The sequence below is a fragment of the Alteribacter natronophilus genome, from assembly GCF_006007885.1.
Classification (GTDB): Bacteria; Bacillota; Bacilli; order Bacillales; family Salisediminibacteriaceae; genus Alteribacter; species Alteribacter natronophilus.
On sequence record NZ_VCRO01000002.1, the window covers coordinates 341917 to 356665 of the forward strand.

At 49.3% G+C, this 14749-nt stretch carries 15 protein-coding genes; all 15 read left to right on the forward strand.

The genetic code is table 11. The annotated features are described in order from the left end of the window. Positions 1-36 precede the first annotated feature (36 nt). Positions 37-1041 carry a LacI family DNA-binding transcriptional regulator gene (locus tag FGB90_RS08740; protein WP_138810440.1) on the forward strand — a complete coding sequence of 335 codons (1005 nt, stop codon included), beginning with the start codon at positions 37-39 and terminating at the stop codon, positions 1039-1041. Between the two features lie 55 nt (positions 1042-1096). Then, positions 1097-2050 carry a sugar kinase gene (locus FGB90_RS08745; protein ID WP_138810441.1) on the forward strand — a complete coding sequence of 318 codons (954 nt, stop codon included), beginning with the start codon at positions 1097-1099 and terminating at the stop codon, positions 2048-2050. 5 nt (positions 2051-2055) lie between these two features. Continuing rightward, complete coding sequence (gene hxlA / locus FGB90_RS08750; protein WP_138810442.1) at positions 2056-2679, forward strand: 3-hexulose-6-phosphate synthase; 624 nt, start codon at positions 2056-2058, stop codon at positions 2677-2679. Then, positions 2676-3233: a 6-phospho-3-hexuloisomerase gene (gene hxlB / locus FGB90_RS08755; protein ID WP_138810443.1), complete on the forward strand. Its 558-nt coding sequence runs from the start codon at positions 2676-2678 to the stop codon at positions 3231-3233. The genes hxlA and hxlB overlap by 4 nt, the downstream gene beginning before the upstream one ends. A gap of 16 nt (positions 3234-3249) precedes the next feature. Next, the gene (gene allD / locus FGB90_RS08760; RefSeq protein WP_138810444.1) at positions 3250-4260 is read left to right on the forward strand and encodes an ureidoglycolate dehydrogenase; all 1011 of its coding nucleotides are present in this window, start codon (positions 3250-3252) and stop codon (positions 4258-4260) included. A 57-nt stretch (positions 4261-4317) separates the two neighbouring features. After that, positions 4318-5340 (forward strand): TRAP transporter substrate-binding protein, encoded by a 1023-nt coding sequence (locus FGB90_RS08765; RefSeq protein ID WP_138810445.1) that lies wholly within the window; start codon positions 4318-4320, stop codon positions 5338-5340. A gap of 62 nt (positions 5341-5402) precedes the next feature. Further along, positions 5403-5885, forward strand: a complete 483-nt coding sequence (locus FGB90_RS08770) for a TRAP transporter small permease (RefSeq protein WP_138810446.1) — start codon at positions 5403-5405, stop codon at positions 5883-5885. After that, positions 5882-7156 carry a TRAP transporter large permease gene (locus FGB90_RS08775; protein WP_138810447.1) on the forward strand — a complete coding sequence of 425 codons (1275 nt, stop codon included), beginning with the start codon at positions 5882-5884 and terminating at the stop codon, positions 7154-7156. Before FGB90_RS08770 ends, FGB90_RS08775 begins: the two co-directional genes overlap by 4 nt. Before the next feature lie 14 nt (positions 7157-7170). Then, complete coding sequence (locus FGB90_RS08780) at positions 7171-8187, forward strand: zinc-binding alcohol dehydrogenase family protein (protein ID WP_138810448.1); 1017 nt, start codon at positions 7171-7173, stop codon at positions 8185-8187. A 285-nt stretch (positions 8188-8472) separates the two neighbouring features. Next, complete coding sequence (locus tag FGB90_RS08785) at positions 8473-9105, forward strand: bifunctional 2-keto-4-hydroxyglutarate aldolase/2-keto-3-deoxy-6-phosphogluconate aldolase (protein ID WP_138810449.1); 633 nt, start codon at positions 8473-8475, stop codon at positions 9103-9105. Positions 9106-9120: 15 nt separating this feature from the next. Continuing rightward, positions 9121-10188, forward strand: coding sequence for a mannonate dehydratase (gene uxuA, locus FGB90_RS08790; RefSeq protein ID WP_138810450.1), 1068 nt, complete (start codon positions 9121-9123; stop codon positions 10186-10188). A 1-nt stretch (position 10189) separates the two neighbouring features. Beyond that, positions 10190-11038 carry an SDR family oxidoreductase gene (locus FGB90_RS08795; protein WP_138810451.1) on the forward strand — a complete coding sequence of 283 codons (849 nt, stop codon included), beginning with the start codon at positions 10190-10192 and terminating at the stop codon, positions 11036-11038. Positions 11039-11397: 359 nt separating this feature from the next. Further along, complete coding sequence (locus tag FGB90_RS08800) at positions 11398-12402, forward strand: LacI family DNA-binding transcriptional regulator (RefSeq protein ID WP_138810452.1); 1005 nt, start codon at positions 11398-11400, stop codon at positions 12400-12402. Positions 12403-12592: 190 nt separating this feature from the next. Beyond that, a complete protein-coding gene (locus FGB90_RS08805) occupies positions 12593-13828 on the forward strand; it encodes an ABC transporter substrate-binding protein (RefSeq protein ID WP_138810453.1) in 1236 nt (411 codons plus the stop codon). A gap of 88 nt (positions 13829-13916) precedes the next feature. Then, the gene (locus FGB90_RS08810; RefSeq protein ID WP_171051775.1) at positions 13917-14747 is read left to right on the forward strand and encodes a carbohydrate ABC transporter permease; all 831 of its coding nucleotides are present in this window, start codon (positions 13917-13919) and stop codon (positions 14745-14747) included. Positions 14748-14749: the final 2 nt, after the last annotated feature.

Sequence of the window (14749 nt, forward strand, 5' to 3'; positions counted from 1 at the left end):
AATGCAAAGAAAAAAGAGCACGACGAAGGAGAAACTATGAAAAAGGTTACGATGCGGGATGTTGCAGAGCATGCAAAAGTATCAAAGAGCACCGTTTCCCAGTATTTAAATAAACGGTATGACTACATGGGAGCGGAAACAAAGAAGCGAATCGAAGAAGCGATCCGTGTACTTGGTTACCAGCCCAATTACGTAGCCAGAAGCCTGAAACAGAAAAAAACCTCGACTATAGGGGTGATCGTGGCCAATATTCTTCATTCTTTTTCAACACAGGTGATCCGGGCAATCGAAGACTACTGCCATGAGCAGGATTTTCACGTGATTGTCTGCAACGCGGATGACGACCCTGAAAAAGAACGGAAGTACATCGAAATGCTTCGCGCCAAACAGGTGGACGGGCTCATCGTCTTCCCGACAGGCGAAAACCTTGATCTATACGATCGGATGATCGAAGAAAAGTTTCCGCTCGTGTTTGTGGACAGACTGATCGATCAGCTTCCTGTCCGGTGTGTGCTGCTCGATAACGAAGCCGCCAGTGAACTGGCAGTCGATCACCTCGCCGATCAGGGATACAGGCGGATTGCCATTATGACTACGAGTCTCGAGCGAAAGATCACCCCGAGGATCGAGCGGATCAGCGGGTACCGGAAAGCTCTTGAAAAGCACGGCCTTGAGCCGAAGGAAGAATATATTAAGAGCCTGGAAATCCCATCTATGAAAGAAGAAGTTAAGAACATGCTGTCACTGCCGGAGCCGCCGGATGCGATTCTTGCCGCTAACGATATGGCGCTGATGGAGATTCTTTCAGCAGTCAAAGATGAGAACATCCGGGTTCCTGAGGAACTGGCGGTCGTAGGCATTGATGAAGTATCTTTTGCCAGCCTGTTCACTCCTTCAATTACAACAGTGGAACAGCCGGCATTTCTTATGGGGAAAGAGGCAGCTGCCATGCTGCTGGAGCTTACGGAAAAGCCTGAGCGTGTAGCTGAAAAGCATGTGCTCCGCTACGAACCTTCCCTCCACCCGAGGGAGTCGAGCTGATCTTCAGCCGGGTTCAGAAAAGGAATACCAAACAACATTAAAGGAGGGGCTGTACATGAAAAAAGATATTATTACCATCGGGGATGCCATGATTACGTTTAATCCTGTCGCGAAAGGCCCCTTACGCTATAACCATACATTCGAGAGAAAAGTGGGCGGTGCCGAACTGAATTTTGCCATCGGCTGTTCCCGGCTGGGACTGAATGCGGGATGGATCAGCAGACTTGGAAAAGATGAATTTGGACGCTATCTTTACAACTTCGTCCGCGGGGAGGGAATTGACACTTCCCAGGTTGAGCTTGTGGAAGGCTATCCCACGTCACTTAATTTTAAGGAAATCCTCGAGGGCGGGTCCGGAAGTACGTTTTACTACCGTTACAATTCGCCGACGACCCAACTAACCGAGGAAAGTATAGATGAAGACTACATCAGAAATGCCCGGATTCTCCATATTACCGGAGTGTTTGCTGCGATTGATCCGAAGAACCCCGGGATCCTCCGCCACGCGGTAAAACTGGCAAAAAAGCACGGCGTTAAAGTATCACTTGATCCAAACCTCAGGTTAAAGCTCTGGTCCATTGAGGAAGCAAGGGAAGCACTCTATTCTCTGCTGCCGGATGTAGACATCCTTCTGGCGGGAGAAGAAGAAGCCGAACATCTGCTGGGAAAACAGTCCCTTGATGATTACCTGGACTTTTTCAAAGGCTTTAACATTCCCGATATCGTGATGAAACGGGGAGAGCACGGCAGTACGGGCTACCGGAATGGACAGGTTGTTAACGCTGACCCGGTAAAGGCCAAAAACGTCGTTGATACCGTCGGTGCAGGTGACGGATTTAATGCAGGCTACATTTACTCGTATCTTAATGGAAAGAGTCTCGAAGAATCGCTCCGTATGGCAAACACGGTAGGTTCCATGGTAGTCAGTGTGTCCGGTGACAACGAAGGGCTTCCTTATTTGGAAGATGTGGAAGCGCTTTTATCAAACAAACAGAAGATTGAGAGGTAGCGCTTATGAAACTGCAGCTTGCCCTGGACAGGCTGTCCAGAGAGGATTGCCTGGCTGTTCTTAGGCAGACAGCCCCTTACATCGACTGGATCGAAGTCGGAACCGGCGTCATTAAAGAGTACGGAACAGAAATCATTACAGAAATCCGCAATGGGTACCCTGATCATACGATCGTTGCAGATATGAAAACGTGTGACGCAGGCAGACATGAAGCAATTCAGGCGTTTGAGGCAGGAGCCGATGTTACCACCGTAATGGCGTTTTCCGCGGACGGCACCATCTGTGACATGATTGATGTGGCCCGGTCCTACGGCACCAGCGTGATGATCGACCTGTTAAATGTTGATTCAGCAGAAAGAGTGAAGGAACTTTCCGCACTGGGAGCAGATCTGTTCGGCCTTCATAACGGCAAGGACATGCAGGCTGCAGGGGATCATGCCTCGGCTTCGCAGTTTGAACTGGTGAAAGGAATTGAAGGAAGGGTTGCCGTTGCAGGAGGAATTAATGAGGACACGCTTCCTGACATTGCGGCACAGAAACCTGACATTGTCATAGTTGGAAGCGCCATCACCGGCGCAGGTGATCCTGAAAAAGCAGCAGCCCGAATAAAGGAGCTGATGGGCAGATGAAGCAGACGATACAGACAGTTGGAAACGAAGTACAGGAGGTGCTGGCCTCTGTGAACGCTTCCGAAGCTGAGACATTAAGCACCTGTCTCAGGGAGGCTCCGGCAGTTTTTGTCCTCGGTGAAGGAAGATCCGGCCTGATGGGCAAGGCATTTGCCATGCGGCTGATGCACGGCGGATACCGCGTGTATGCAGTCGGTGAAACGATCACACCAAGTATTCAGAAAGATGATCTGCTCGTTGCCATTTCCGGATCAGGAACAACAAAAGGAATAGTCGATATGGCTGAAAAAGCCGGAAAAGCAGGAGCGAAAGTCTTTGCGGTTACAACAGACGCTGATTCTCCGCTCGGAAAACAGAGTGATCACAGCCTTGTGATTCCGGCAGCAACCAAGTACCGCCGTGAAACAGAGCCTGATACAATTCAGCCTCTCGGCAATCAGTTCGATCAGAGTCTCCACCTTCTGCTCGATGCGGTCATCATTCACAGTCTGAACAGTGGAGATGCAGAAAAAACAAACGATGAACTTAAGTCGCGCCACGCGAACCTGGAATAAATAGGAGGAACACAAAATGACAGACATTCGAACATCACCGGAAGAACTAAAGCAGCTTGTAGTCAATCGCCTCACAGAAGCCAATCTCAGACAGTCCCATGCAGAAGCAGTTGCTGACGTCCTTGTGCATGCAGACCAGCGGGGAGTGAGCTCACACGGTGTACTCCGGACGGAACACTATGTAAAACGTCTGACAGAAGGCGGGATCAACCCGGAAGCAAATTATTCGGTTGAGGAAACCGGCCCATGTTCAGCGGTCTTTGATGGAGACGATGGTATGGGACATGCCATTACAAAGGAAGCGATGAAAAAAGCAATCGAAATGGCGAAAACAAACGGGATCGCCATGGTCTCTGTTGTAAACAGCAGTCACTGCGGCGCACTCAGCTACTTTGTGGAACAGGCAGCAGAAGAGAACCTGGTCGGGATGGCCATGACCCACACTGACAATATTGTGGTTCCTTTCGGAGCAAAAGACCCGTACTTCGGTACGAACCCGATTGCCTACGGTTTCCCGACCGGGAAGAATAAGCCGGTCATTCTCGATATGGCAACAAGTAATGTGGCCTTTGGAAAAGTGCTGCACGCCCGCGAAGCCGGTACTGAGATTCCCGATAACTGGGGAGTGGATAAAGAAGGCCGTCCTACTACGGATCCTCACCAGGTGAGTGCTCTTATGCCGTTTGCCGGCCCGAAAGGCTATGGCATGGGCATGATGGTCGATGTTATGAGTGGAATTCTCACAGGTTCGGCTTTTGGTCCGGGCATTACGAAAATGTACGGAGACTACAGTAAAAAGCGGAAGCTCGGTCATTTCCTCATTGTGATCGATCCTGGAATGTTCACAGACAAAGAAGAGTTCTTAACTAACATGGATCAGATGATTGACGAGATTCACGGCATGGAACCGGCGGAAGGTTTCGACCGGGTGCTCGTTCCCGGTGAGCCTGAACAGCTTAAAGAGGAAGCAGCTCTGCGTGATGGTGTACCGGTTACTAAATCGGTTTATGAATACCTGGCTGACTGATGTAAGCGGTTAAAGTGCGCAAAACTTAAACCAATTAAAATCGAGGAGGAACTAATAATGAAGAAATTCAAATGGTTAGTAGCAGGAACAGCGCTGACAGTGGCACTGGCGGCATGCGGAGACGAAGATGCAGACACAGGCGGCAACGGTGGGAACGGAGAAGACGGGAACGGCGAAACGATCTCCTGGAGAATGGGACACCTGGCTGCGGAAGATCACATCTGGCACGAGACAGCCGAACATTTTGCAGATCTCGTCAATGAAAAATCGGACGGTCAGATCGAAATTTCCATTTACCCGAACAACCAGCTTGGCGGTGAAACGGATGTGCTGAACAGTATTCAGGCCGGTAATGCCGACATGGTTATTACAGGGGAAACCCTGCAGAACTGGTCACCGAAATCAGCGCTCCTTGCAGCACCTTATGCTTTCAGAGACGCAGAGCACATGATCAATGTAGTGGAAGGTGAGATCGGTGAGGAGATTGAAGAGGAAATCATTTCTAAAGCAGGAGTGACACCTCTCTTCTACATGGAGCGTGCACCTCGTAACCTTACGTCCAACGATCCGATCAGTTCACCTGACGACCTGAGCGGCCTGAGAATGCGTGTACCGAACGTGCCTCTCTTTATGAGTGCGTGGGAAGCTGCAGGAGCCAACCCGCAAGTAATGGACTTTGATGAAGTGTTTACCGGTCTTCAGCAGGGCGTTATCGGTGGACAGGAAAACCCGGTCGACCTCATTCACAGCGGTGCGCTCTACGAGGTTCAGGAATATGTAAATATGACTGAACACGTATTCTCCTGGATTTACATGGTTGTAGGTAATGACCAGCTGGAAGAACTCTCCGATGATCTTCAGGCAGCAGTCTGGGAAGCATCTGAGGAAGCCCAGGAATATGCGGCGGATCTCTATGTAGAGGAAATTGAAAACTACCATGAGCTGCTGGAAGAAGAGGGCATGACGTTTAACCAGGACGTTGATCAGGACGCGTTCCGCGAAGCAATGGAGCCGGCAATTGAAAACTCTCTTACTGACGAGCAGTTTGAACTGTACGAGCGTATTCTCGACACTGAATAATTTGGCTGAGGCGTATCAACCAAAGGTTGATATGCCTCCTTCCTAAAGGAGGCAGCAGGGGCATGAAGGCGCTGAAATTAGTAGACCGCACCCTGGAAATACTGACGATTTTATGTTTTATCGGCATTATACTGACCGTTTCCCTTCAAATTACAACAAGATTTTTACCTATATCTGCAGTATGGACAGAAGAGCTGTCGCGCTACCTGTTTGTTTATGCAGTGGCTTTTGGGGCACCTGTGGCCATGAAACGTCAGGAGTTTATCAGCATTGACTTCATTTTCAGTGCTTTTCCTGAACGGATCCGTCATTACTATTACGCATTCGTATCAGTTATTGTGGCGGCAACTGCCTTTTTCATTGCTTATCACGGCTGGTCGTTTATCCAGACCGGTCAGGGGCAATCATCAGCTACGATGCCGGTGCAGATGTCATGGATTCATGCAAGCATCAGTATATCCATGATCTTTATAGGGGCATATGCGGTAATGAATATGATTGCCTATATTAAAAATAAAGGGAACGGAGGTGAGGAGCAGCTATGATGGCATTGTTTCTTTTCCTGTCTTTTCTTGCACTTATGTTCTTTGGAATCCCGATCGCGTTCGCACTCGGTCTTTCCTCTATTCTTTATCTGATCATCATGGACATTCCACTGACAATTGTACCGCAGCGGATGTTTTCCGGAATCAACTCATTTGTGCTTCTTTGTATTCCCGGATTTATCCTTGCAGGTAATCTAATGAATGCAGGTGGTATTACAGACCGTATTATCAAATTTACCAATGACCTGCTGGGACACATCCGCGGCGGACTTGGACTGGCAAATATCGGCTCATCGATGGGGTTTGCCGGGATTTCAGGTACAGCCCTTGCTGATACGGCAAGTATCGGTTCTGTTATGATTCCGGCGATGAAAAAGCGGGGTTACGATGCCAGCTTCTCTGCTGCTGTTACCTCCTCGTCGTCTACAATCGGGCCGATTATCCCGCCGTCTCTTCCGCTCATTATTGTAGGGACGCTCGCCAGTGTTTCCATCGGCGACCTGTTCCTGGCCGGCGCTCTTCCGGGTTTACTCCTCGGAATCGGGCTGATGGGGATGGCGTATCTGATTTCTGTAAAGCGAAACTATCCGAAACAGGCGAGAAAGCCTGTCAGCGAAGTGACTAAATCCTTCTTTGGTGCCTTCTGGGCCCTGCTGATGACCGTAATCATCCTTTACGGAATTCTTGGCGGCTTCTTTACACCTACTGAAGCTTCCGTTGTGGCTGTTCTTTATGCACTTCTGGTCGGACTGTTTATTTACAGGGACCTTAAAGTGAGCCAGCTGCCGAAAATCATTCTGAATTCAATGGTAAGTACCGCTTCCATTATGATTCTTGTAGGATTTGCCAACCTGTTCGGCTGGATCCTTGTAGCAGAACAGATTCCGGTTCTGGTAGCTGATACGATTCTCGGTATTACCGATACACGGGTTCTTGTTATTCTGCTGGTTCTCCTCCTGCTTCTGTTTGTAGGTATGTTTATGGAAACAATTGCAGCGCTCGTCATTCTGTTCCCGGTTCTTTTGCCGGTTGCGACAAGCGTGGGGATGGACCCGGTTCACTTTGGTGTGCTCATGGTACTGGCATTGATCATCGGACTTTCCACACCACCGGTAGGGGTCTGCCTGTTCGTTGCCTCAAGTATAGGAAAAGTGTCGATATGGGAAACGTCCAAAGCACTGCTGCCGTTCCTGTTTGTAAGTCTGGTCGTATTGCTTCTCGTGGCGTTTATACCTCAGCTGACACTGTTCCTGCCTGACATGTTCGGATGATTGGAGTGAAAGAGATGAAAGCAGTTAGAGTGAAACAAGCCGGCTCCCTGGAAGTGGTGGAAAGAGAAAAACCATCTGTAAAAGAGCCGGATGACGTTCTTGTAAAAGTAAAAATGGCCGGTATCTGCGGCTCTGATATGCACATTTATCACGGAACCAATCCACTGGCCAGCTATCCCCGGATCATCGGGCATGAGATTACCGGTGTGGTGGAGGATACCGGGGAAAGTGCTGACCGTTTCATGCCAGGCGATAAAGTCGTGCTGGAACCGATTGTCCCGTGCGGAACATGTTACGCATGCCGATCCGGAAGACCGAACGTCTGTGGAGAGCTTGAAGTATTCGGGGTTCACAGAGACGGTGGCATGCAGGATTACCTCGTGGTAAAGCAGGATAACCTTCACCGGGTGGACACGAAGGTGCCATTTGAGGAAGCTGTTCTGGCAGAGCCGTTTACGATCGGGGCGCAGGCAGCATTCCGCGGCCAGGTAAAAGAAGGAGATACCGTCTTTATACAGGGGGCAGGCCCGATCGGAATCTGCTGTTTAAAGATCGTAAAGCGTATCGGAGCAGCGTGCATTATTTCCGATCTGAGTGAGGAGCGTCTGGCTTTCGCCCGAGAATCAGGAGCAGACGTGACGATTCAGGCAGACAAAGAAAACGTGACAGACCGGGTGCTGGAGCACACTGCAGGTGAAGGAGCGAATGTGTGCATCGATGCTGTCTGTCTGCCGAAGACGTTTGAACTGGCGGTGGAAACCGCATCCATTGCCGGCCGCGTGGTCGTTCTCGGTTTTGATGAGGAGCCGTCTTCCATTTCCCAGCTTCCGATTACAAAAAAAGAACTCACAATCAGCGGCTCCCGTCTTCAGACGAACCAGTTTTCCGAAGTCGTGAACGGGCTGAATGATGGCACCATTTCAGGTGCAGGTCTTTTAACCCACACATTCAAAGTGGACGAGGTTCAGGAAGCTTTTGACTTTGTTGAGAAAAATCCAAACGATGTCCGGAAAGCCGTGATTGTGTTTTAGCATGATCCAGTTAGCGCAATACAGTGAGTGGATGCAGGCATTGCCCTGCTCCATTGCTGTTTTCTGATCAATTTAAAAAGGCTAGTAAAACTTGATGTTGATATTTCTATAGTTGAATGAAGCGAACGCGCGACACTCCTGCGGGAACAGCGCCGGCTGAAGACCCCGCAGGGCGGTTTTCCCGAGGAGGCTGAAGCGGTGCCCGCGGAAAGGGAGCGCAGTGAGCGGAAATCAACCACAGACAATAAAAGAGCCTTTAATAAAGATAACTAAGAGGTGATGGAGATGTTTAAAGGATTACGCACGCTGCAGAAGCTTGCAGACGAAAAAATCACCGCCGTGGTAAGGGGAGATACCCCTGAAGAGGCAGAAGCGATCGCGGTCGGGTGTATAGAAGGTGGAGTAAAATCCATAGAGGTTACATTTACAACTCCGGGAGCAGATGACATCATTCGTTCACTGAAAAAAGAGCATCCTGAATGTCTTACAGGAGCAGGCAGCGTCCTCGATCCTGAAACTGCACGTCTGGCGATGCTTGCAGGGGCAGATTACGTCGTGTCTCCGTGCTTTGATAAAGAAACAGCCATGATATGCAACAGATACCACGTTCCCTATATTCCGGGCTGCATGACCGTAAAAGAAATGAAGGAAGCGTCGGAATACGGTGCAGACCTGATCAAGCTCTTTCCGGGGAATCACTTTGCACCAGGCATGATCAAAGCGGTTAAAGGGCCGCTCCCGACAGTGGAAATCATGCCGACTGGCGGTGTGAACCTTGAAAACATGCAGGACTGGCTTGATGCAGGGGCTGCAGCAGTAGGCGTCGGAAGTGAGTGGAATAAGGCGTATAAATCTCACGGCCAGGAGGGCGTCCGCCAAGCCGCAGAGGATTTTGTTAGTAAACTCGATCGGAAATAAAGGGGGCAGCAGAGCATGAATATGGTTTTCCGCTGGTTTGGAGAAGGCAACGACCACGTTTCGCTGCAGGACATTCGTCAGATCCCCGGCACGAAGGGCATCGTCTGGGCACTGCATGATATTCCTGCAGGAGAGGTGTGGCCGCCTGAACGAATCGAAGAAGTGAAGCAGCAGGCAGAGGCAGCAGGACTGCATATCGACGTTGTCGAGAGTGTGAATGTCCATGAAGATATTAAGCTTGGCCTCCCGGGCAGGGAACAGTACATTGAAAACTATAAAAAAACAATGAAGCACCTGGCTGCAGCAGGGGTGAAAGTGATCTGCTACAACTTTATGCCCGTATTTGACTGGCTGCGAACCGATTTGGCCCGGGAGATGGAAGACGGTTCAACTGCTCTTTTTTACGAGGGGTCGCGGATCGAGGATGTAGATCCATTTGAGCTTGCGAAAACAGTTGCAGGTAACCCGGACGTGACCATGCCCGGCTGGGAACCAGAACGGCTCGCCCACCTCACAGAACTGTTTGAAGCCTATAAAAATGTTACCGAGGAAGACCTCTGGTCAAACCTGGCGTATTTTCTGGACGAGATCATTCCGCTGGCAGAAGAACTGGACATTAAGATGGCGATTCATCCCGACGATCCACCATGGTCTGTGTTCGGCCTGCCCCGGCTGATCACCTCGAAGGAAAACGTAAAGCGCATGCTGGGCCTTAACGACAGTCCTTATAACGGTCTGACTCTCTGCAGTGGATCCCTCGGGGCAAACCCGGATAATAACATTCCGGACATCATCCGCTCGTTTTCAGACCGCATTCATTTCGCTCACATCAGAAATGTGAAAATCTTTGAAAACGGTGATTTCATTGAAACGTCCCACCGGACCGAGGACGGATCAATCGATATCTATGAAGTAGTCAAAGCTTATTACGATAGCGGGTTTACCGGCTATGCAAGGCCCGATCATGGACGGCATATCTGGAACGAAAAGTGCCGCCCCGGCTATGGCCTCTACGACCGTGCTCTTGGAATCATGTATCTCTGGGGCATCTGGGATGCTCTCGAACGTCAGGAGGAGAAATAATATGCTGCCAGGTTATGAGGGACTGAATGGAAAAGTTGCAGTCATTACTGGCGGAAGCGGAGTGCTCTGTTCCGCCATGGCGAAGGAGCTTGCCCGCCAGGGAGCGAAAGTAGCTGTGCTGAACCGGACTGAGGAAAAAGGCAAACAGGTGGAAAATGAGATCAGAGAGGCAGGCGGCCAGGCAATGGCCATCGCCTGCGATGTTCTGGACAGGGAGAGTCTGAAAATGGCGGAGAAACAGGTTACTGAAACCTTTGGCGTCTGTGATATATTAATCAACGGCGCAGGCGGTAACCACCCTGAAGGGGCAACAACGAATGAAACGTTTTCCGCTGAAGATATAGATGATGAGCATACAGCCAGCTTTTTTGACATGACGGAAACAGGCTTTCAGCACGTATTTAACCTGAACATTCTCGGAACGGTCACACCAACGCAGGTATTTCTCGAGCGCATGACGGAAAAGGAAACGTCGGTTGTGATCAATATTTCGTCCATGAGTGCACGTTCACCTATGACGAAGGTGCCCGCCTACAGCTCTGCAAAAGCAGCGATCGATAACTTTACCCAGTGGCTGGCTGTTCATATGGCTGGAGCAGGAGTGAGGGTTAACGCAATCGCACCCGGTTTCTTCCTGACAGACCAGAACCGCCAGCTCCTGACTAACGAGGACGGCTCCCTTACCGATCGCGCAGGCAAAATCATTTCAAATACGCCGATGCGCAGGTTCGGCAATCCTGAAGATCTGCTCGGCACCATGCTGTGGCTGTGCGATGACAGCAGTTCCCGATTCGTAACCGGCATCACCGTACCGGTTGATGGAGGGTTTATGGCTTATTCGGGAGTTTAGATTAATAGAGAGGGATTGGGACTGTTCCTGTACTTCATGTTTGAAGTGCAGGAGCCGTCTTTTTTTGTGTCTCCCGGCTGATAGAATGGGGTAGGTGACGAAACATGGGAAGGGGATGTACTTTAAACAAACGTTTATTTAAACTGCTGAGTTTGTGAATGTCTGACGAAACGTGGGGGCCCATGTCTCACAAGAGGGCGTGACGGCCAAGAAGATCTTCCCTGGTGCAGTTGTCCTAAGATATTTTATGCCGGAGAGATATTTAATTGAAAATCACTTGAGTTTTGTAATGCTCTTGTGGTACTCTCGTCATGTAAACGTTTACGTGCGCACTGATATAAGATAAAGGGGTTTGGCCTGTGGCAACCATTAAAGATGTGGCGAAGAAAGCAAATGTATCCATTGCAACTGTGTCCAGAATTCTGAACAACAAAGAAGGATTTACAGAAGAGACACGGAAAAAGGTAATGAAAACAATTGAAGAGCTTGGCTACCATCCTAATGCCGTCGCCAGGGGGTTGATCAGTAAGCGGACCAATACCATTGGTGTGCTGGTACCGCGAATCTCCAGTATGCTTGTATCCGATATGGTCACGGGAATTGAAAACGTCGCGCACGAAGCCGGGACGAGTGTGATTGTCTGTCACACCGAATCCAACGGGCAGAAAACGATGCAGTATCTCCATCTGCTTAAGGAAAAACAGGTGGACGGGATCATCTTTACAAGTGAAGTGCTGCTGAAAGACTATTACGAGTTTATCAGCAGATTCAATATTCCTCTCGTCCTTCTTTCCACTGAATCCATTAACTTTCAGGTGCCGAGCGTAAAGGTGGATGACCGGCTGGCTTCCTATGATGCCGTCGAATATCTGATCGGTATGGGGCACAGAAAGATCGGAATGCTGAGTGGAAACAAAAAGGACATGATTGCCGGTATGCCGAGGGTTGAAGGGTTTAAGATGGCCCTTGAAACTAACGGGGTTGAGGTTGAGGAGAGTCTGATTGAGTACGGAAGAGGCTTCAGTTATGAGGATGGTGCATCAGGATTTGAAAGGCTTTTCAAACGTCACTCTGATTTGACCGCTGTTTTCGCAGCCAGTGATGAGATGGCTTTGGGGATGATTTCAAAGGCTCACAGAATGGGTATTTCAGTACCGGAACAGGTCTCTGTCGTCGGCTTCGACAATATTGCTGTATCTGAGATGTGTATCCCTGCACTGACAACAATTGCCCAGCCGGTTCAGGAGATGAGTGAGAGGGCTGCCAGAATGATGCTGGATATGATTAATCTGAACGCAAATGTTCAGAGTTCAGCCTATCCCCACCGTATTGTCGAGCGGGAGTCGGTTAAGCGGCTCAAGTAGGAAGGTTTCTTATGCACAGGAAGTAAACGTTTACGTAAAATGAGTTGTTACTGGAAGCATAAGTTGTTGATATGGATGCCTTTACAACCAGGTTTTGATGGTATTTTGGTAATTTTCAAAGCAAAGAGGATAGTACGCTTTTTACGTAAACGTTTAACAATATATGTGATATTAAAGGAGAGGACTTTACATGGTAAAAAAACAGGCAGGAGTGTTTACAGGAGCGGTTGGACTAAGTGTGCTGCTGGCCGGATGCGGCGGCGGAACAGGAACGGGAGACGATGGTGCGACAATTGAGTTGTTTTCAAACAAATCGGAAAGCATCGGTACGTACGAACGGCTTATTGAACAGTTTGAGAGTGAACACCCTGAAATCAGCGTAAATCTGGAAGCACCTCCAGAGGCTGAAACAGTACTGCGAACACGGCTTACCCGCGGGGATATGCCTGATATAATGTCCATCGGCGGGAATGCCACGTATGGTGAGCTGGCCAGAGAGGGAGTATTTTATGATCTGTCCGAATCTGGTCTGACAGACGAAGTACAGGATTCCTATGTGGACATGCTCAGTCAGCTGGCAGGACCTGAGCATGATGCACCGTATGGGCTTCCTTATGCAACCAACGCCAATCACGTTATTTACAACAAGGAAAAAGTGGAGGAACTCGGCATTGAGATCCCTCAGGACTGGGGAGACTTCATTAACGCGCTGGAGACGGCTGAAGATGCCGGAGAGACACCGATCTACTTCACTCTTCAGGAAGCCTGGACAGGCATGGCAATCTGGAATGCAGTAGCAGGTAATATCGTCGACGAGGACTTTGCAGAGCGTAAAAACGCTGGAGAAGCAACGTTTGTGGAAGAGTACGATGAAGTAGCGGACAAAATGCTCGAACTCCTTGAGTACGGACATTCCGATAACTTTGGTGTTGGGTATGGCGATGGAAACACCGCCTTTGCCAACGGGGGAAGCGTCTTTTATATCCAGGGAAACTGGGCTATTCCTGAAATTCTGGAATCCAACCCTGACATCGAACTTGGCACATTTACCCTTCCATCAAACGACGATGCAGAAGAAAATGAACTTGTCTCCGGTGTGGATGTCGTCCTTACGGTAAGTGAGACGACTGAACATTCAGAAGAAGCACTGACTTTCCTTGAATTTATGATTGAACAGGAAGTAGCCGAGCAGTACATCGATGAACAGAGTGCCTTCTCCGCGGTGGAAGGTGTGTATCAGGAAGATGAAGTGTTTGACGGTATCCGTGAGTACTTTGAGGATGACCGCCTCACAAGCTTCCCGGATCACTATTATCCTGCAGGCATGGGAGTGGAAAACCTGGTCCAGGATTTCCTTATTAACCAGAACAAGCAGGAATCACTCGAAGAAATTGACTCCGAGTGGGATTTTAATCGAAATAGATAGTTTCCTTTGGGGAATCTGACAGGGATTCAGATTCCCTCTTTACTTTAAGGAGGTAGTGCAGGTGAAAAAGGACCACGTGTTTTTACTGATGGTTTTGCCGGCATTTCTATTGTTCTTTATCTTCCATACGTACCCGGCCCTACAGGGGATTTTCTACAGCTTCACCAATTTCCGGGGCTATGGGGACTGGAATTTTGTCGGATTCTTTAACTATATCAATGTATTTCAGGATGGACGGGCCATGAGTGCCTATGTGTTTACATTTCAGTTTGCCATTGTATCCACCATCCTCGTGAATATTTTCAGCCTTCTCGTGGCCATTGGGCTGAATTCAAAAATCAAATTCCGGAAGACGCTCAGAGCAACATACTTTCTTCCGTTTATCTTAAGTGTACTTATCGTGAGTTATATTTTTCAGTTTATGTTTGCCCACATGCTTCCTCAGTTCGGTCAGGCATTCGGCATCGATTTTCTCTCCCGGAACATTCTGGGCGACCAGAACCTTGCGTGGCTCGGGATTGTGACTGTCGCTGTATGGCAGTCTACAGCCTTTAACACGCTCCTTTACCTGGCGGGGTTGTCCACGGTGGATGATCAGGTTTATGAAGCTGCAGACATTGATGGAGCGAACAGCTGGGCGAAATTCTGGCGTCTGACGTTTCCGCTGATTGCGCCATTTTTTACGATCAATATGGTCGTGGCGATGAAGAACTTCCTGATGGCCTTTGACCAGATCATTGCCCTGACCGGCGGTGGACCGGGACGTGCGACGGAGTCGATTTCCCTCTTAATTTACCGTGGCGGGTTTGAAGGCGGCCAGTTCGCCTATCAGTCAGCCAACGCCGTGCTTTACTTTATTATCATTGTCGCCATTTCAGTAATTCAGCTTCGGATTCTCGAACGAAGAGAGGTGAAGTAACG